Origin of the sequence: Maribacter forsetii DSM 18668, from assembly GCF_000744105.1 — a bacterium.
Lineage (GTDB): Bacteria > Bacteroidota > Bacteroidia > Flavobacteriales > Flavobacteriaceae > Maribacter > Maribacter forsetii.
In genome coordinates this window covers 3,769,960-3,790,000 of sequence record NZ_JQLH01000001.1, presented here as the reverse complement: position 1 = coordinate 3,790,000, position 20,041 = coordinate 3,769,960, and the positions used below count along the sequence as shown (strand labels likewise).

General features: G+C 35.3%; 12 protein-coding genes and 1 tRNA gene (1 of these 13 cut by a window edge). 10 read left to right on the top strand and 3 right to left on the bottom strand.

Annotated features, from left to right (window positions below; translation table 11 throughout):
• The 3 genes from P177_RS16135 to P177_RS16125 form a co-directional block, all read right to left on the bottom strand.
• A protein-coding gene (locus tag P177_RS16135; protein WP_036156407.1) for a glutamate synthase subunit beta crosses the window boundary here: on the bottom strand, window positions 1-1,003 show its 5' portion. The gene continues 464 nt to the left of window position 1, outside the view; 1,003 of the gene's 1,467 nt are visible here — the first part of the coding sequence; the start codon lies at window positions 1,001-1,003; the stop codon falls past the left edge of the window.
• Between the two features lie 9 nt (window positions 1,004-1,012).
• Complete coding sequence (gltB, locus tag P177_RS16130) at window positions 1,013-5,521, bottom strand: glutamate synthase large subunit (RefSeq protein ID WP_036156405.1); 4,509 nt, start codon at window positions 5,519-5,521, stop codon at window positions 1,013-1,015.
• Between the two features lie 320 nt (window positions 5,522-5,841).
• On the bottom strand, window positions 5,842-6,981 hold the full coding sequence (locus tag P177_RS16125; protein ID WP_036156403.1) for an acyl-CoA dehydrogenase: 1,140 nt from the start codon (window positions 6,979-6,981) through the stop codon (window positions 5,842-5,844).
• Window positions 6,982-7,319: 338 nt separating this feature from the next.
• Here P177_RS16125 and nhaD point away from each other — a divergent pair, with 338 nt between their 5' ends.
• The 10 genes from nhaD (at window position 7,320) to P177_RS16075 (ending at window position 20,032) form a co-directional block, all read left to right on the top strand.
• Window positions 7,320-8,690, top strand: a complete 1,371-nt coding sequence (nhaD, locus tag P177_RS16120; protein WP_036156401.1) for a sodium:proton antiporter NhaD — start codon at window positions 7,320-7,322, stop codon at window positions 8,688-8,690.
• A gap of 52 nt (window positions 8,691-8,742) precedes the next feature.
• Entirely contained in the window at window positions 8,743-9,432 is a 690-nt protein-coding gene (locus tag P177_RS16115; RefSeq protein WP_036156399.1) for a MotA/TolQ/ExbB proton channel family protein, read from the top strand.
• Window positions 9,433-9,441: 9 nt separating this feature from the next.
• A complete protein-coding gene (locus tag P177_RS16110; protein WP_027068115.1) occupies window positions 9,442-9,828 on the top strand; it encodes an ExbD/TolR family protein in 387 nt (128 codons plus the stop codon).
• Window positions 9,829-10,767 carry a cell envelope integrity protein TolA gene (locus P177_RS16105; RefSeq protein WP_036156397.1) on the top strand — a complete coding sequence of 313 codons (939 nt, stop codon included), beginning with the start codon at window positions 9,829-9,831 and terminating at the stop codon, window positions 10,765-10,767.
• Window positions 10,764-11,975 carry a bifunctional folylpolyglutamate synthase/dihydrofolate synthase gene (locus tag P177_RS16100; RefSeq protein ID WP_036156395.1) on the top strand — a complete coding sequence of 404 codons (1,212 nt, stop codon included), beginning with the start codon at window positions 10,764-10,766 and terminating at the stop codon, window positions 11,973-11,975. Before P177_RS16105 ends, P177_RS16100 begins: the two co-directional genes overlap by 4 nt.
• A gap of 59 nt (window positions 11,976-12,034) precedes the next feature.
• A tRNA-Val gene (locus tag P177_RS16095) sits at window positions 12,035-12,109 on the top strand.
• A gap of 924 nt (window positions 12,110-13,033) precedes the next feature.
• On the top strand, window positions 13,034-16,138 hold the full coding sequence (locus P177_RS16090; protein ID WP_036156393.1) for a SusC/RagA family TonB-linked outer membrane protein: 3,105 nt from the start codon (window positions 13,034-13,036) through the stop codon (window positions 16,136-16,138).
• Between the two features lie 17 nt (window positions 16,139-16,155).
• Window positions 16,156-17,598, top strand: coding sequence for a RagB/SusD family nutrient uptake outer membrane protein (locus P177_RS16085; protein WP_036156391.1), 1,443 nt, complete (start codon window positions 16,156-16,158; stop codon window positions 17,596-17,598).
• Between the two features lie 19 nt (window positions 17,599-17,617).
• Window positions 17,618-18,439: a PKD domain-containing protein gene (locus tag P177_RS19510; protein ID WP_051941879.1), complete on the top strand. Its 822-nt coding sequence runs from the start codon at window positions 17,618-17,620 to the stop codon at window positions 18,437-18,439.
• 150 nt (window positions 18,440-18,589) lie between these two features.
• Window positions 18,590-20,032 (top strand): hypothetical protein, encoded by a 1,443-nt coding sequence (locus P177_RS16075; RefSeq protein ID WP_036156388.1) that lies wholly within the window; start codon window positions 18,590-18,592, stop codon window positions 20,030-20,032.
• Window positions 20,033-20,041 lie beyond the last annotated feature (9 nt).

Here is a 20,041-nt window from a genome sequence, read left to right as displayed (position 1 = left end):
GTCTCATTGGCCAAAAAGGCCAAGGCTGACCTTCTGGTCTTTCAGTAGTTGACATTGGCATAATTTCAAAATTAGAAACTGATGTTGCGCCATGACGAAAAGAAGTACCTATACAGTCTGAACCAGTATCACCACCACCAATAACGACCACGTCTTTACCTGTAGCTTTAATTTCTTCACCTAATTCTGTAATACCGTCTACACGTCTGTTATTTTGACCTAGAAAATCCATTGCTTGAACAACACCTTTTAAATCAGAGCCTTCAATAGGTAAATTTCTTCTAATAGTTGCACCTCCCGTTAATACGATAGCGTCATATTCTTCTTTAAGTGTATCAGCTTTAATATCTATACCAATATGAACTCCACATTTGAAAGTGATTCCTTCTTCCTTTAAAACATCTAAACGTCTATCGATTACATTCTTTTCCATCTTAAAATCTGGAATTCCATAACGCAATAATCCGCCAGGTTTTTCATCTCTTTCGAATACGGTAACATCATGCCCAGCTCTGTTCAATTGTTGGGCAGTAGCTAGACCTGCAGGTCCGGAACCTACAACCGCAACTTTTTTTCCGGTTTTATTTAAAGGTGGTTTTGCAGTAATCCACCCTTTTTTGAAAGCGGTCTCCACAATATTTTTCTCAATATTTTCTATAGTAACCGGATCTTCATTTATACCTAGAACACATGCTTCTTCACATGGTGCTGGGCATAATCTTCCAGTAAACTCAGGAAAATTATTTGTAGAGTGTAAAATCTCACTTGCTTTTTCCCATTTTCCACGATAAACGGCGTCATTAAAATCAGGAATTAAATTCCCTAAAGGACAACCGCTATGGCAAAAAGGAATACCACAATCCATGCAACGAGCACCTTGCTCTTTCAGTTCCTTTTCAGGAAGCGGCACTGTAAATTCTTTATAATCTTTTAAACGCTCTTCAACCGGTTCGTATGCTTCGATTTTTCTGTCAAATTCCAAAAATCCTGTTATCTTTCCCATTTTCCGATCTTAAATAGTTTGTAAATTTTCTTGCTCTAATCTAATTAAAGCTTGTCTGTATTCTTCGGGTAAAACCTTAACGAATTTAGGTAAGTATGATTCCCAGTTCTCTAAAATACGTTGCGCTAATGGACTTGCTGTAGAATTGTAATGACTCTCAATTAAATCTTTTAATTGTTTAATATCATTGTTCTCAGTAACCTCTAAAAGGTTTAGACCTTCAGTGCTACATCTCTCTTTAAAGGTTTTATTGTTATCCAGTACATAAGCTATACCGCCACTCATACCAGCTCCGAAATTTCTACCAACCTCACCAAGAATTACAGCAACACCACCCGTCATATATTCACAACCGTGATCTCCAATTCCTTCAACGACAGCTTTAGCTCCTGAGTTACGAACACAAAAACGTTCACCAGCTTTACCATTAATATATGCTCTACCGGCGGTAGCCCCGTATAAGGTAACGTTACCAGTAATTACATTGTCTTCAGGTACAATTGTGGATTTTTCAGGTACTTTGATAACTAGTTTGGCACCAGAAAGTCCCTTTCCTAAATAATCATTGGTATTTCCATTAACGATCATAGTTAGACCTCTGGTCGCAAATGCACCAAAACTTTGACCGGCAGAACCTGTGAAATTCAATCTTAACGTGTTGATTGGTAATCCTTCTGCACCGTAGGTTTTAGAAATTTCATTACTGATAATTGCACCAACTGCACGATCAGTATTACAAATTGGGTAATCTAAAGTTAATTTCTCTTTTCTAAATAAAGATGGATTAGCTTTTGCTATAATATCAAATTCTATTGATTTGTCTATATCGTGTTTTTGTTTTTCCGTATTGTAAAATTTAGTTCCTTTAGGTACATCTACTTGATGTAAAATAGGCGTTAAATCTATACCAGCAGCTTTATAATGATCAATAGCTTTCTTACGATCTAATTTTTGAACCTGACCAACCATTTCATTAATGGTCTTAAAGCCAAGTTGCGCCATAATTTCACGTAACTCTTGTGCTACAAAGTACATGTAGTTAACTACATGTTCAGGTTTACCCTTAAATTTCTTTCTCAATTCAGGATTTTGAGTTGCAATACCAACAGGGCAAGTATTTAAGTGGCATACACGCATCATTATACAACCAGAAGCTACTAGAGGAGCAGTTGCGAAACCAAATTCTTCTGCACCTAATAGACAGGCAACGGCAACATCTCTACCGGTTTTCAATTGTCCATCACATTCAAGAACTATACGGTTTCTCAAATCATTTAAAACAAGTGTTTGTTGTGCTTCTGCAATACCAAGTTCCCAAGGTAAACCACAATGTTTTAGTGATGTCAAAGGGGAAGCTCCAGTACCACCATCAAAACCAGAAACCAGAACAACATCAGCCTTTGCTTTTGCAACACCTGCTGCAACGGTACCTACACCTACTTCAGAAACTAATTTCACATTAACTCTTGCCTTCCTATTCGCGGATTTTAAATCATAAATAAGCTGAGATAAATCTTCAATAGAATAGATATCGTGATGCGGCGGTGGAGAAATTAAACCTACATATGGAGTAGAATTTCTTGTTTTAGCTATTTCAGGATTTACTTTGGGACCTGGTAATTGACCGCCTTCACCTGGCTTGGCACCCTGTGCCATTTTAATCTGAATTTCTTTTGCGTTGGTCAGGTAATTAGAGGTTACTCCAAATCTACCAGAAGCAACTTGTTTTATTGCACTGTTTCTCCAGTCACCGGTAGAGTTTTTGTAAAATCTATTTTGATCTTCTCCACCTTCACCAGAATTGCTCTTTCCGCCAATACGGTTCATGGCAATCGCTAAATTCTCGTGAGCTTCTTTACTAATAGATCCGTAAGACATTGCACCGGTTTTAAACCTTTTTACAATTTCAGTCCATGGTTCCACATCTTCTAGAGGAATAGGGTCATAGTTAGAGAATTCAAAGAGACCTCTTATAGTCATAAGGTTTTTTGATTGCTCATTAACCATGCTAGAATACTCTTTGTACGTATCTGGTTCGTTATTTCGAACTGATTTTTGAAGTTTTGCAATAGATAGTGGGTTAAACATATGTTTTTCACCATCTCTTCTCCATCTATATTCACCGCCAATTTCTAAATCTAAACTAGCATCAATATGTTGTTTGCTAAAAGTCTTATGGTGACGTAAGGCAATTTCTTTTTCAATTTGATAAAGACCAATACCCTGAATACGAGTAGGGGTATTAGGGAAGTACTTTTCAACTACTTTGGTGTTGATTCCTATACATTCAAAAAGTTGTGAACCACGATAAGAATTAAGTGTTGAAATACCAATTTTGTTCATCACTTTTAAGATACCTTTTCCAACAGCTTTATTGTAATTTTTAATAGCGTCGTCAAAAGATATTTCTGTAATATCATGCTCTTCTATTTGCTCTGCAATAATTTCATTAACCAAATATGGGTTAATAGCACTAGCTCCAAAACCAAATAATAAAGCAAAATGATGTACTTCACGTGGCTCTGCAGATTCTATAATAACACTTAATTTTGAACGTTTGCCAAGTTTCTGTAGTCCACTGTTTACAAATGAACAGGCAAGTAGTGCCGGTATTGGTGCCTTATCTTCTGTAACGTTTCTATCAGAAAGTATGATAATGTTAGCTCCTTCATCTACGGCTTTAGATGCTTGGTTTAGCACAGATTGTAAAGCGTCTTCAAGACCATTGTGTCCTTGTTTAATGGAATACAACATGGATATTGAAACTACCTTATAGTCAGGGCTTACATCGTAATTTTTAATTTTATCTAAATCCTCTTTAGAAATTACAGGATTTTGAATTTTAAGTTTTCTACAATGTAATTCTGAAAATTCAAATATGTTATGATCGCTACCTAGAGTTAAACTGATATCTGTAATCAGTTCTTCACGTATACCATCTAATGGTGGATTGGTGACCTGAGCGAATAATTGCTTGAAATAATTGTAAATTAATTGAGGGCGTTGAGATAGAACAGCAATAGGTGTATCAGAACCCATTGAACCAATTGGTTCTTTACCTGCTTTCGCCATTGGCAATACTATGGTGTTGATATCTTCTAAAGTATATCCGAAAACAGATTTTCTCTTCTCTAGAGTTTCCTCACCTAAAAATAAAGGACAATCATTATAAGGTATATCTTTTAAATGAACTAAGTTATCATTTAACCATTTCTTGTATGGGAATTTTTGGGCAATGTTCTCTTTAATTTCTTCATCGTTAACTATTCTACCTTCTTCCATGTTCACCAAGAACATTTTTCCAGGCTGTAACCTTCCGTGGAATTCTACATTATCTGGAGCAATATCAACAACTCCTGTTTCAGAGGACATTACTACGTAGTCATCTTTAGTAACAGTGTATCTAGATGGTCTTAGTCCGTTTCTATCTAATACCGCACCAATAAAGTTACCGTCAGTAAAAGGAATAGAAGCTGGTCCATCCCATGGCTCCATCATACAAGAATGATACTCGTAAAATGCCCTTTTTGCCTCAGACATTTCGGTATTTTTCTCCCACGCTTCAGGAACTAAAATCATCATTACTTCTGGTAAAGATCTACCTGTCATCAATAAAAGTTCAACGACCATATCCATTGTAGCGGAATCAGACTTTCCTGGTAATATGATAGGAAGAACATTCTTTATTTCATCTCCGAACATATCGCTCTTCAGCAATTCTTCTCTAGAGAACATGCGGGTAACATTTCCTCTTAGGGTGTTTATCTCACCATTATGACACATATATCTAAATGGTTGAGCCAAATCCCAGGTAGGGAAAGTATTTGTAGAGAAACGTTGGTGTACCAATGCCAATCTAGTAACTACTCTAGAATCCATAAGGTCTGAGTAATAAAGACTAATGTCTAAAGGCATTAATAAACCTTTGAATATAATTATCTTGGTAGATAAGCTGGGTACGTAAAAGAATTTGCTTTCAGATAATTTAGATTTTATAATGGTATGCTCTGTGATTTTTCTGGCAATAAAAAGTTTTAAGTTAAAATCGAAATAGTCTTGATCATCGTTTTCTTTAGCTACGAATATTTGCTTGACAAAAGGTTCTGTTTCGGCGGCAATTCTACCCGGTATAGATCTGTTAACCGGTACATCTCTCCATCCTAATAACTTTAAGCCTTGTTTTTTGATATTTTCCTCAAACACCGAAATACAGAAATCTCGTTGGTTCTCTTTACGTGGAAAGAATATATTACCAACGGCATAATCGCCGGCTTTTGGTAAGTCAAAGTTACAAACAGCCTCAAAAAAATCATGCGGTACATCTACTAATATACCTGCTCCATCTCCTGTTTTACCGTCGGCGCTTACTGCGCCCCTATGTTCTAAACGTTCAAGTATCTCTAACGCTTTATGAATAATGTCGTTAGATTTTTTGCCTTTAAGACTGCATATAAACCCAGCCCCACAGTTATCATGTTCAAATTCCGGTAGATATAATCCTTGCTTCTTCAGTGTCATCCTTTGTGGTATTTCTTCAAAAATATCAATTTAATTGAATTATATTCAATGATTGAAACAAATTCAAATAAAAAATTCAACGAAATAAATAAAAGCTTAAAAAATCGATAATTATGGATTTTTAAAACCTTCAATTTATCAGATTGATAAATTTAAGTTAATATTCTTGAAAAGGATGGGTGAAGTAGGGGGTAAATTCAAATTTATATAACTTTCTAACAATTGAGCCTAACTTTATTGAGAGGTTAACAAAGTCATATTATTTTTTAAAATAATTCACCCCCTAAAATTTAAGGGGTGAATTTTAAATAGTCTAATTTTTACTTCAAAATGCTTCTTGAAATGACGATTTTTTGAATTTCAGAAGTGCCCTCGTAAATCTGTGTGATTTTGGCATCTCTCATTAAACGTTCCACATGATAGTCTTTTACGAATCCGTTTCCACCGTGAATTTGAACAGCTTCAACCGTTGTTTCCATTGCAACTTTTGATGCATATAATTTTGCCATTGCGCCAGAAAGGTCATAATCATTTCCATTGTCCTTGTCAATTGCAGATTGGTATACTAGTAGTCTAGCGGCTTGAATTTCAGTATGCATATCAGCAAGTTTAAATGCGATAGCTTGATGATTACTTATTTCCGTTCCAAAAGCCTTACGTTCTTTTGAGTATTTTAATGCTAATTCATATGCACCGGCGGCAATACCCAATGCCTGAGCTGCAATTCCAATACGACCACCTGCCAAAGTTTTCATGGCGAATTTAAAACCAAAACCGTCTTCACCAATTCTATTTTCTTTAGGGACTTTAACATCGTTGAATATTAATGAATGCGTATCGCTTCCTCTAATACCTAATTTGTTTTCTTTAGGTCCTATTTCAAATCCGGGAGTACCTTTTTCAATAATTAAGGCGTTAATGCCTCTGTGCTTTTTTTCTTTGTCAGTTTGGGCGATTACAATATATGTACTGGCTGTACCACCGTTCGTAATCCAGTTTTTAGTACCGTTAACGATATAATGGTCGCCCATATCTATGGCCGTTGTTTTTTGAGAAGTGGCATCGCTACCTGCTTCTGGTTCAGATAGGCAGAAAGCGCCTATGTGCTCTCCTGTAGAAAGCTTGGTAAGGTATTTTTCTTTTTGAGCTTCAGAGCCAAATTTCTCCAATCCCCAACATACCAGTGAGTTGTTTACAGACATTACAACAGAAGTAGAAGCATCAATCTTTGATATTTCTTCCATTGCAATAACATATGAAAGGGTGTCTAGGCCGCTGCCACCATACTTTGGGTCCACCATCATTCCTAAAAAACCAAGTTCTCCCAATTTTTTGATTTCTTCTGTAGGGAATCTCTGGGCATCGTCACGTTCAATAACTTCTGCTAAGAGCTCGGTTTGGGCAAAATCGCGTGCAGCTTCTTGTATAAGTTTTTGTTCTTCATTCAATGAAAAATCCATCTGATTTTATATATAAGGTTAACTTCTCAAAGATAAAGATATAGTAGTTAAATATGTTACTTGAATATATCATTTTAAATGATTTTATAACAATATTGGACTTGCATTATAGCGTCTGTTCATTTTTAACATTTTCTTATGCGTTAAAATATGGTCACCAAAAACGTATTGAATTTAAATTCATGTTGTTTTAAGTATTTGGATGTCAGATAACTTCGGTATTATTGTTAATTCATTAGGATTTCACGGACAATTTTAAATATATTTGGGAGATTTATTTTTTAGAATTAGAACCTATATTTACAACTACTAACTAGTTACTCAAAAAACCAGCGAATATGGAAACCATCATTGTTATTGTTTTTTTGGCAGGATACCTTGCCATTACCTTAGAACACAATCTTAAAATAGATAAATTAATCCCTGCATTAGCTATGATGGCTATACTTTGGGCTCTTATTGCCCTTGGAATTGATGGCTATGAAAATTGGTTTGATTCTGCTCATCAAAGCCTTGTGGAAGGGTTTAGTGATTTTGGGCATTTAGATAGGATGCACATGATGGAGGAATCCCTTTTGCATCATCTAGGTAAAACGGCAGAGATTCTTTTCTTTCTTTTAGGTGCGATGACAATTGTTGAGATCATTGATTATTTCGATGGTTTTGCAACTATAAAAGGTTTTATTAAAACAAAGCAAAAAAGTAAATTACTTTGGTTGTTTTCAATCTTAGCATTCGTATTGTCTGCTATCATAGATAACTTAACGGCAACCATTGTTTTGATCACCATACTTCAAAAAGTAATTAAGGATAGAGAAACAAAATTATGGTTTGCAGGTATGATTGTAATTACGGCAAATGCGGGTGGTGCGTGGTCTCCAATTGGTGATGTTACCACTACAATGTTATGGATTGCGAATAGAGTTAGTGCGGGTCAGTTAGTGCTTCACGTACTTTTGCCTTCATTAGTTTGTATGATCGTACCAGTTGTAATAGCAAGTAGGTTTAAGGTGTTTAAAGGTTTGATTGATGGCGAATTGGATGGTGAGAATTCTAAATCTAAGTATAGCGGAGTAATGTTGTATTTGGGTCTAGGTGCTATTTTGTTCGTTCCTATTTTTAAGACAGTAACTCATTTGCCTCCTTATGTAGGTATGATGTTATCATTAGCCGTAGTAGCAACATTTGCTGAAATTTATAGTAATAAGAAATTTAGTATTTCTTCCGTAGATCAGGAAGGTCAAGATAGCGAAGGGCACCACAGTCCTGTTCATCATTCTTTATCTAAAATAGAATTGCCGAGTATCTTATTTTTCTTAGGAATATTATTGGCGGTAGCAGCCATGGAATCATTAGGTATACTATTTAATGCTGCAGGAGCTCTTAATGAGGCGATACCTAATACTGATATTGTTGTAATGTTATTTGGTATAGGTTCTGCGGTAATTGATAACGTACCGTTAGTTGCGGCAAGTATGGGTATGTTTAGTGAGCCTATGGATAGTCCGCTTTGGCATTTTATAGCTTACTCTGCCGGTACAGGTGGTAGTATGTTAATAATAGGGTCTGCCGCAGGAGTTGTTGCAATGGGAATGGAGAAAATTGATTTTTTCTGGTATCTTAAAAAGATTGCATGGTTGGCATTCGTAGGTTTTGTTAGTGGGGCGATCGTTTTTATCCTGTTAAGAGATTTTGTGCTCAACGCATAATTTAATTCGCAATTCATCGTTATAAAGGCAAATTCAATACTTAAAGAATACTATGTTATTATTCCAGGATTTGGCTCAAGATACGAGCGAAGAATTATTGTCTGAAGAGAAAACGCTATCGGTCATTGATTTAATATTTAATGGTGGCACTGGTAGTGTAATCATTATCTCGGTTTTATTTATAATGTTGGGTGTTGCCCTTTATATCTATTTTGAGCGTTTGTTGGCTGTAAATGCTGCTTCTAAAATAGATAAGAATTTCATGAATCAGATTCGTGATTATGTGACAACAGGTAAATTAGATGCGGCAAAAATACTTTGTGCCCAAACAGATTCGCCAGTAGCAAGATTGACGGAGAAAGGTGTATCTCGAATAGGTAAGCCTTTAGATGATATAAATACTGCAATAGAAAACGCAGGTACTCTTGAAGTTTATAAGCTAGAAAAAAATGTTAGTATTTTAGCAACTGTAGCCGGTGCGGCTCCAATGATCGGTTTTTTAGGAACTGTTATTGGTATGATTCTTGCATTTCATGAAATGGCCAGTAGTGGTGGTCAGGCAGAAATGGGTTCATTGGCATCTGGTATTTATACGGCGATGACGACAACGGTTGCGGGTCTTATAGTTGGTATTATAGCTTATGTAGGGTATAATCATTTAGTGAACAGAACTGATAAGGTGGTTCATAAAATGGAGGCTAACGCTGTAGAATTCTTAGATCTATTAAACGAACCTCTTTAATTTTATACTATGAAATTAAAAGGAAGAAATAAAGTCAGTCCAGACTTTAGCATGTCTTCAATGACAGATATTGTATTCTTGTTATTGGTGTTTTTCATGCTAACGGCAAATTCACCGAACGCTTTAGACTTATTGCTGCCTAAAGCGAAAGGGAAATCCACAAATACTCAAAATGTATCTGTTAGTATAGATAAGAACCTTCAATACTTCGTTAACGATGAACGTATTAATGGTGAGTACATAGAGATAGAGTTAAAAAAAGCTTTAGCTGGTCAAGATAGCCCTACTATCATACTTAGAGCAGAAGAAAGTGTTGCGATTAAAGAAGCTGTAAATGTTATGGACATCGCAAATAGAAATAATTATAAGGTTATTTTGGCAGTACGCCCAAACTAAATGGCATTTTTAGATACGAAACATAAAAAGAAATCATTGACACTTACCACATTGTTGTTAAGTGCTTTACTTTTGGTTTTATTTTATATCGGTCTAAACTATATGGATCCGCCAGAGGAGAACGGAATCTCCGTTAATTTTGGTACAATGGAATTTGGTAGCGGTAAAGTGCAGCCCAAGGAGAAAATACAATCCGAGCCTTTAGATACTCCTCCCGTTGAGCCTACTATACAAGAAGTTGCCGAAACTGTTGAGGAACCTGTAGAAGAAGTGGAGGGAGCTATAGCAGAGAAAGAAGCGCCTGCCGAAAAGTTGTTGACTCAAGATAACCAAGAGGCTATAAAAATCAATCAGGCAAAAGAAGCTAAAAGAAAGGCTGATGAAGCGGCTGCAGATGCAAAAAGAAAAGCAGAAGCTGCAGAGAATAAGAAAAGGGCTGAAGCAGCAAAAATTGCTAAGCAAAAGAAAGATGCCGAAGATAAGGCTCGCCAAGAGCAAGAAGCTAAAAAGAAAGCTTTAGATGCGATGATGGGAGGACTAAATAAATCTGACGGTACAGCATCTGGTAGTGAGGGCGATGATAATAGGGCAGGTGATAAAGGTCAGCCAGATGGTGATCCATATGCAACTAGTTATTACGGTAGCCCTGGTAGTGGCAGTGGAACAGGTGGCTATGGCTTAAATGGGAGGTCATTAGTTAATAAAGGAAAAGTGCAGCAAGAGTGTAATGAGTCTGGTAGAGTAGTGGTAAAGATTATTGTAGACCGCAATGGTAAAGTAATCAGTGCCGAGCCAGGTGTAAGAGGTACAACTAATAATAATCCATGTTTGTTAGAGCCTGCAAAGAAAACTGCATTCATGCACAAATGGAATTTAGATGGTAACGCACCAAGTAAACAAGTTGGTTTCGTAGTCGTAAACTTCAAATTAGGAGAGTGACCTATAAAGAGACATTAGATTGGATGTTTTCTCAACTTCCAATGTATCAGAATAAAGGTAAAAGCGCCTTCAATTCAAAACTAGATGGCATAACTTCATTTACCAAGCATTTAAACAATCCTCACACGCAATTTAAGAGTATACATGTAGCCGGTACCAATGGAAAAGGTTCTAGTAGTCATCTATTGGCTTCGGTTCTTCAAGAGGCTGGTTATAAAGTCGGCTTATATACCTCGCCACATTTAAAGGACTTCAGGGAGCGTGTGCGTATTAATGGAGAAAAGATAGGTAAGAGCTGGGTGGTTGACTTTATAGCTGAAAATAAACTATTTTTCACCACTAATAGGCTTTCTTTTTTTGAGATGACCGTAGGTATGGCATTCTCTTATTTTGCAGATCAAAAGGTAGATATAGCTATTATTGAAGTAGGTCTAGGCGGACGTTTAGATTCTACCAATATAATTACTCCAGAGGTTAGTTTGATAACCAATATAGGTATGGACCATACTGATATGCTGGGTGATACTCTTGCTAAGATTGCAGGAGAAAAAGCTGGAATAATCAAAAAAGAAGTACCTATAGTTATAAGTGAGTATAATGAAGAAACAGCTCCTGTTTTTATATCTGTAGCAAAAGAGAACAACTCTAGAATAATATTTGCTGAAGAATCTGAATATGCGGATTATAAAATTGGATTGTTAGGAGCTTATCAAAAGAAGAATATTAAGGGTGTGCTTGCCACTTTAAATACATTAACTGGTTTTAAAGTAACAGAGAATAATATAATAAACGGTCTAGGTCATGTAGTTGAAAATACACAATTAATGGGGCGTTGGCAGCAAATTGGCTCAGATCCGGTCATTATTTGTGATACCGCACATAATAAAGAAGGTATTTCGCTTGTCATGGAACAAGTAAAAAAACAGACATATGAAGAATTACATATTGTAATTGGCTTTGTAAAGGACAAGGATATTAATAGAATATCTCCCCTTTTTCCTAAAAAGGCAACATATTATTATTGTAAGCCAAAAAATTTTAGAGGACTTGATGAAAAAAAATTAGCACGTGTGTTTTCTGATTCAGGTTTTAAGGGTGAAGTTTATGAGTCTGTAAATAAGGCTTTTAAAGCAGCAAAAAAACGAGCAAAAAAAAATGATTTCATTTATGTTGGCGGCAGTAATTTTGTAGTAGCAGAAGTTCTTTAAATTTTTATTGGTTTTTCTTTTGTGAAATGTAAAAGTATTATATATTTGCACCCCCATTGGGGCTCTTAGCTCAGTTGGTTCAGAGCACCTGCCTTACAAGCAGGGGGTCACTGGTTCGAATCCAGTAGGGCCCACAGGTTAAAAGGCTTTCATGAAAATGAAAGCCTTTTTTATTTTATCTATTTTGTATTGTTATTTTTCTTCCTTTTTCTAAGTAATTACACTATTAGTATTAATTAGAAATTCAAACACTAATTTCAATCTATTTTTTAGTTAAATAGAACTTTATGAACTCTAATACTGGTTGTTTTACTTTAGGTGAAAATTTGTTATTCTTTCTGCTGTAGTTAGTGCATCACTTACCCTTGTTTTTATTAAAGCTTTTTAAGTTTTCAAATCATTTCATATAGTAAGTCTTTTGAAATTTTCGTTGAAAGGCTAATAAATATGTTAAATTTTTAAGAGACTTGAATTTGTATTGTTTTTATCAAATTTTAAAGAAAGATTTAAATAAGGTTAACGGAAAAACCTTTCTCATCGTCCTGTATAGTGGAGTTTCTGTTAAATTATGCATTTCTAAAAATGAGCTTAATATTTTATCAATTTTATAATTTTACAATCCATAATCCTGTTTAATCTCAAAAAACAAGCCTTTAAATCATTAATGTAATTTTTTTTAACAATATAATAACATATATTTGGTAAACCAGTTTGACGAACCAATTTGGTAAACCAGTTAAAATATTGAAATTAAAGAACCTTTATAAACTAAAAAAAATGACGTGAAACTTTAGAATAAAATTGCATAAAAAAAGGACGGGTGCTCGCCCATCCTTTTAATAAAAAAAATTACTTCATTTCGAAGGGAAGTAATACACAAACATGTAAATATTGCTATAAACACATTTCCTTGTAAAAATAGGAATTTTCATTGATTTAAGATGAAAGTGTGTGTATAGGAATATTGGAGATTATGATGCGAGGTATGTAATCGCATTTTAAGTAGATCAAAAAGATGGCAGAAGCCAATTCAATAGAACTAACTTAATATAACACAGATGAATTTTAAATTAAAAATTTTTATGGTTGTAATGTTGCTTGTCAACATACAATTATTTGCACAAGACACCTATGATCTATCAGGTACGGTAGTAGATGCAAACAATGTACCAATACCTGGTGCAAATATCGTTGTAGCAAATACAACAAGAGGAACTCAAAGTGATTTTGATGGAAATTTTAGCATTAAAGTAACTAGTGGGGATATTCTACGTTTTTCTTATATAGGATATACTACTGAAACAGTAGCTATCGTTTCACAGAAAACAGTTAGTGTTACTTTAAATGAAGACGCTAGTCAATTAGACGAAGTTGTAGTTGTTGGTTATGGTACGCAGAAAAAATCTACCGTTACCGGTTCAATTTCTAAAGTAACTAACGAAAATCTAGACCAAATAGCGGTGTCAAGGGTTGATGACGCATTAATAGGTCAAGTTTCAGGTGTTAATATTCAAGCTACTAATGCTGAAGCGGGTGGTGCTCCTACTATTACTATTAGAGGTATTGGTTCGGTAACGGCTGATTCTGGTCCTGCATTGGTAATTGATGGGGTAGTAGTAAGTTCAGAGTTTCTTGGTAACCTTGATATGAATGATGTAGAATCTTTTGAGGTATTAAAAGATGCTGCTTCTGCCGCAATTTATGGTAGTGAAGGTTCTAACGGTGTAATTTTAATTACTACCAAAAGCGGTAAGGCCGGTAAAACTAAATTTAGCTATCAGACTTACACAGGTATTAAAAGTGCCCATGGTAGTGATGATTACAGAAAAAGTGTGTCTGAATGGGCTAAAATAGAACAAGCTGCAACAGGTACTCTTTCAAATGAAACTCAGTATGCGCAATTGTTAGTGCAGGCTACAGGTGTTGATAGAGATTGGCAAGATGTTTTCTTTGACGGAGGGGCTATAACCAGTCACTCGATATCTGCTAGAGGAGGCTCAGAAGATACTAAGTTCAGTACTTCTTTAAGGTATCTTCATGATGAAGGTGTAGTTATTACAGATGACTATAAGTTGTTTTCTGCCAACATGAAAGTGGATTCTAAAATTGGTGAGAAAGCAAGATTTGGTATAAGAGCTACACCGTCTTATACAAAACAAAGAAGATTGCCAACGTCTATTCATAATCCAACACGTCAATCTCCATGGTTGCCTATTTATCATACAGAAGAATCTTTGCAATTTATTGATAGATCTGTTTATCCAGATGTTGGAGTTGGAGATTACTTTTACGAAAACCATTTAGTTGAATTAGATGTTAATGGAGATGGCAATGATAGTAGACCTCGTACATCGGGTGATTCTAACCCATATGCTCAATATGTGGAAAGAGAGCATTTTGAATATAACACCAAATTATTTGGGTCTACATACTTAAGTTATGAGCTTTTAGACGGGTTGACCGCTAAAACGCAATTAGGTGTTACACTTGAGCAGAGAAAGAGAACTAGATATGATGGTGTATTAAATCATGCAAGTGGTAATTCTAGAGCTTCTTATTATTTAGCTAATAGATTTAGAACAAGGGTTATTTCTGATAATACTTTGAACTATACAAAGACATTTGGTGATGATCACGATTTAAACTTGTTATTAGGGGCTACTATACAGAAAAGGAAATCTGAAGAAAGTATTACTACTGGTAGTGGTTTTTCTAATGATTTACTTAAAAACTTTCAAGGTGCTACTTTAGTTGACCTTCCTACAGAGATTAATACTGAGCTTAAAAAGTTAGGATACTTTGCAAGAGTTAACTACGCATACAAAGGAAAGTATTTAGTGAATGCTTCTTTTAGACGAGATGGTAGTTCTGTATTTGGTATAGATTCTAAATGGGGTAACTTCCCTGCTGTATCTGTAGGTTGGAATGTTGCTAAAGAAAATTTCTTGGTAAATAGTGACGCTGTTAATACTATGAAATTCAGAGCAAGTTACGGTCTTACCGGGGCAGAGAATTTTAATGTAGGTGATGATATTGTTAACTCATGGCCTTATTTGGCATTGTTACAAAATTCTAATTCAATTGATAATGGTAGTATTGCAGCTGGTGTATCTCCACTAAATATTGCTAACACATTATTACAATGGGAAGCTTCAAAGGAATTGACTGTTGGTTTGGATTATGGCTTCTTTAATAATAGAATCTCTGGTTCTATTGATTACTACGAAAGAACAAGTGATGAGTTGTTATTGAACAACCCTGTTTCTTACATATCTGGGTTTAATAGTGGTATTGTGAATTTAGGTGAAGTTCAAAACAAAGGTGTTGAACTTGAGTTGAGAACTAGAAATGTTTCTAATGAAAATTTCTCTTGGAATTCAACTTTTATAGCATCTACGAATAAAAATGAATTACTAAGCTTCGGAGATTCTAACAATGCTTTAATTGAAGATGATTATGGTAGAAATTCTCAATGGATTAATAGAATTGGAGAGCCAATATCTTCTTTCTGGGGTTACGTTGTAGATGAGGAAGCTTTTGATGAAACTTCTTTTAGAACAACATATGTTGACAGTCCTTGGAACAGGATAAATGGTCAGTCTGATGATACGATTGTTAAAGATTTAAATGGTGATGGTTTAATAACTGAAGAAGACAAAACTATTTTAGGTAGTCCTTATCCAGATTTGGTTTACAGTTTTACTAACGAATTTAAATTCGGAAATGTAGATTTTTCATTTATGGTTCAAGGTAGCTTAGGAGCTCAGGTTAATAATATTGGAGATCAATATTTCTACAACTGGTTTGGTAATAGAACAAGAAGTGGTGGTGAGTTAGAAGCGGTAGCTAATGGTCTAGTATCTGATGTTTCGTTCATTCAAGAAAAGGTATTGACAAGTGATGTTATTGCGAGTGCAGATTACTTCTCTTTACGTAATGTAAATCTTGGTTATAATTTTTCAAATGATGTTGCAGAACGTATAGGGGTAAGTGGTTTAAGAGTTTATGCTACTGCTCAGAATCTGCTTTATATCACTGCAGATGATTACCATGGTTTCAATCCAGAACATATAGATGGTAGCAATCCAAGAGCTTATGGTTCTCAAAGAGCAGGTACGCCAATCTTTAGAACGGTAACATTTGGTCTTAACGTTGACTTTTAATCTAAAAAAAACAAACGATGAAACATATAAAATATATAATTTTTGCCGTAACAGTATCCGTTTTTGTTTCCTGTGATACTGAGGAATTTTTAAATCCATTACCAGATACGGCAGTTGCTGTAGACGGTTTCTTTCAATCTGATGCAGACGTGTTGTCTGGTGTGTATGGAATTTACGATGCCTTACAAGGTGTAAATAGTAATACTGAATCTAATATTGGTGATTTCAATAGAGGCGTTCAATTTGAACATCTTTTAACTGAGCATCGTACAGATAATACGAGAAATGCAACACTTGAAGGTTCTAAAGCCGATTTTCATAGATATGTTGTTAATGCTAATAATGTAGAATCTGAAGATTACTATGCTTCTATGTATGAAGTTGTTTTCAGGGCTAACAATATCTTAGATTTTATTGATGTAGCAGATGAAGGCAATCAAGCAAGGTATACTGCAGAAGCTAAGTTTTTAAGAACGTATGCATACTTTAAGCTAGTTAGAATGTTCGGTGCAGTGCCATTGGTAACTTCAGTGGTAGGTCCTACCGATAACGAAGCGTTGTTTACTAGAATACCAGAAGCACAAGTTTATGATCAAATTATAGCCGATTTAGAAGAAGCTGTAACCGTTTTAGATAATTCATCTAAATCAAGAGCGTCAAAAGCTGCGGCTCAAGGAATTTTAGCCAAAGTTTATCTTTCTCTTGAATCTCCAGATTATAGTGCTGCACAGCAATTATGTGAGTCTATTATTAATAGTGGTAGTTTTAGTTTAGAAAGTAATTTTCATGATGTCTTTTATAGTGAATTGAATGATGAAATTATTTTTGCAGTGCAATATCAAACTGGTAATAGTTCGGAAAGTCAAAGTTTTTCGTCTGAATTTACTTCTTCAACTCGTGCGGGTTCAGAAGATGGTCAAAACATTGTAAATGAAAATTTAGTGTTGGACTTCGCTGCCTTTGGTGGTAATAGAACAGCTGAATCGTATATTACTTTTGGAACATCAAATGAAGTAATTAAATTTTTACCTGAAGGGTCAGATATTACAACTACACCACCTTCTTACGGTGCAAGTGCTAGAGATGCAGGTAACGATTATATAGCATTACGTTATGCAGATGTTCTTTTAATGCATGTTGAGGCAATTATGGCAGGCGGTGCATCAACTACAAGTTCTGCTGCGATAGCATCTTTTCAAGCGGTAAGAGATAGAGCTGGCTTACCGGCAACCGTTTCTACGATTACCAAAGAGGATTTGTTAGTTGAAAGAAGAGTAGAATTGGCTTTTGAGAATCAACGTTGGTTCGACTTACTTAGGTTCGGTGTAGCTGAATCTGTACTAAGTGCTCATTCTGCGGAGATGGGATATGTATTTGATGCAAGAAAATTATTATTGCCTATTCCAGCAAGAGAAATAAATATAAGCGGCGGACTTTTGACACAAAACCCGGGATATTAAATTTTAAAACTTTTAAACTATGAAAATTAAACAAAATATTTTCCGAAAAACAACTCTGTTACTCTTTAGTGTAGTAATTACAAGTTCTTTTGTTGGTTGTGTTGGTTCGGATACTTTTAGAGATGATTTGCCAGATTCTAATTCAAAGGCAGATACGATATTTCCTGAAGCTAATTTTGATTATACGGCGGATCAAACAGATTTTACCATAATAAATTTTACTGATCTTTCAACTGAAGCGTCTTCCTATTTATGGGATTTTGGTGGCGGTGAAACTTCTACAGATCGTGATCCTACATTTCAGTTTTCTGGTGAAGGTACATTTCCTGTTACTTTAGTTTCAAGTGATGGTAATGGTGTTACATCAACTGTTACATTAGATGTTGTGGTTGTAGATGAGTTGGTAGCGGCTTTTCAGTGTCCAGATTTCTTGTGTGATCCAAGAACACCTTGGGCCGGTGTAGATAGGGGAACTACTAGTTCTTACTCTGCAAGTTCTTCGCCAACACCACCAGAAGATAATGGTGCGGCTAAACTAAGTAGCAGTTCTAACTTTCTTGATCAAAGCATCCGTGTGGTTTCTGGTGCAACTTATGAGATAACGTTCTGGTATGTGAGTAAAACTACCGGTACTTCTGCAGGTACATTATTAATAGAAGATGCAGATACAGGAGATGATTTTCTTTTACAAGAAATTCCGTTAACTGATCAAGCTTCATCATACGTTCAAACATCATTCTCTTTTACAACTGGTGATGATACAGAGAACATGAGATTTAATATTGAATATGCAGGAACAGAATGTAGATTCTCTAAAATTAGTATTGATAGACTGAATTAGTGAAAATTCTTGAAAATGTAATTTAAAAATGCCACTGCAGTTAACAGTAGTTTCATTTTTAGATTACACTTCAAGACATCATGTATATTCTTAATCAGAAATTTAAATTGTTTAAGAAGCATCTAACAAAAAATAAAAAAATATAATATTATGAGTTTAATTAAAAAAGGAATAAGTGCCCTTTTGATAACTGGTCTGATCATGTCATGTGATGAAGATGGTTATGAGCCAATTGAGCCAGTTGATTCTTCTGGCGGTTCTATTGGAAGCGTATTTTCAAGTTTTGATGTATCAGCTAGTGGAGATGGTACCATTGTTACGGTAACACCGTTAACTGTTGGTGTAGATTCGTACGTAATTGATTTTGGTGATGGTAGTACACCGTTAACAGCATTGCAAGGAGAATCTGCTACATATGATTATTCTAACGTTGAAGCATCTGCAGACTACACCATAACCGTTACGACTAAAGCTTCAGGGCAAACCGATCTGGTTAAAACTGAAGATATTACGGTAGAGCATACTGTGCAATCTATTGACAGTGCTCCTGCGTCACCAGAAGTTAAAAGATATAATCTTTTAAACATTTTTACAGACGCTAGTTCTGTTGGTACAGCGGGTACAGGTGGTAAGGCTGTTATTTTGGATTCAGGAAACAATCTATTGGAATTTTCTAGATTGCATAGTGATGTAGGTGAATTTGCTTTAAGTGATGAGGTGGTTGCAGCAGACGCATTCTATAGCGGTGTTGGATCAAATGATATTCATTTTGATGTATATTCTGAGTTTGCTACAGGTATAGATAAGTTAAAAATAACTTTAGTAGATAGTACAAACGGTACTAGTCATATAATTGATGATTTGGATTTAACAGATGGTGAGTGGACAGGTTTTGATTTGGACTTGGCTACAGATTTTTCATCTCCTGTATCGCAATTTGAAACAATCCTTTTTGAATTAGGAAGTACTGGTACTGCAAATGATCATGCAACAATTACGGTAGACAATATATATATGTCAAGAATGACAGGTTCTTCTATTTTGAACGGTGATTTTGAAGATGGTCAAGATTTTTGGAAATGGACAACATTTACGGATGGGGAAACTAATCCTTTTGGTTCTAGTTCAGATGGTTCTAATCAAGATTATGATGGAGTTGATACAGGTAGTAAAACAAGAGGGGCAAAATGGTCATCAAGTCAATCTGGTGGTGATTTAAGAACTTCTAGTTCTAGATATGCATATCAAGAGCTTAATTTGGTTCCTGGTGCAGATTATATTTTAGAATATCAATATGCAATAAAGGACGATAGCGGTACAGATCCAATTGGTGGTAGAAAAATAGTAGGATTAATTCTAGATGGTCAGTATGATGATGGGGCAGATGCTGTTGACAACATAGGAGATAATTTAGGATTTAACGAAGGATTTGTAGCAGAGGGTAAGTTCTCAGATACGACAGATGGTGCAGGTACATTGGTGCAAATTCCTTTTACCGCTAATGATAGTGGAGAAGTTGCTATAATGTTTTTTGCAGTAACACCTGCAGATGCATTTATAGATAATGTGAAGGTTCGTTCAGTGAACCCTTAATTTGTAATT

What these genes read in the sequence shown, in the direction of transcription:
- P177_RS19510 (WP_051941879.1), top strand. Translation starts at nt 17,618, where the DNA reads ATGAAAATTAAACAAAATATTTTCCGAAAAACAACTCTGTTACTCTTT.
- P177_RS16085 (WP_036156391.1), top strand. Translation starts at nt 16,156, where the DNA reads ATGAAACATATAAAATATATAATTTTTGCCGTAACAGTATCCGTTTTT.
- P177_RS16105 (WP_036156397.1), top strand. Translation starts at nt 9,829, where the DNA reads ATGGCATTTTTAGATACGAAACATAAAAAGAAATCATTGACACTTACC.
- nhaD (WP_036156401.1), top strand. Translation starts at nt 7,320, where the DNA reads ATGGAAACCATCATTGTTATTGTTTTTTTGGCAGGATACCTTGCCATT.
- P177_RS16090 (WP_036156393.1), top strand. Translation starts at nt 13,034, where the DNA reads ATGAATTTTAAATTAAAAATTTTTATGGTTGTAATGTTGCTTGTCAAC.
- P177_RS16125 (WP_036156403.1), bottom strand. Translation starts at nt 6,981, where the DNA reads ATGGATTTTTCATTGAATGAAGAACAAAAACTTATACAAGAAGCTGCA.
- P177_RS16115 (WP_036156399.1), top strand. Translation starts at nt 8,743, where the DNA reads ATGTTATTATTCCAGGATTTGGCTCAAGATACGAGCGAAGAATTATTG.
- gltB (WP_036156405.1), bottom strand. Translation starts at nt 5,521, where the DNA reads ATGACACTGAAGAAGCAAGGATTATATCTACCGGAATTTGAACATGAT.
- P177_RS16075 (WP_036156388.1), top strand. Translation starts at nt 18,590, where the DNA reads ATGAGTTTAATTAAAAAAGGAATAAGTGCCCTTTTGATAACTGGTCTG.
- P177_RS16110 (WP_027068115.1), top strand. Translation starts at nt 9,442, where the DNA reads ATGAAATTAAAAGGAAGAAATAAAGTCAGTCCAGACTTTAGCATGTCT.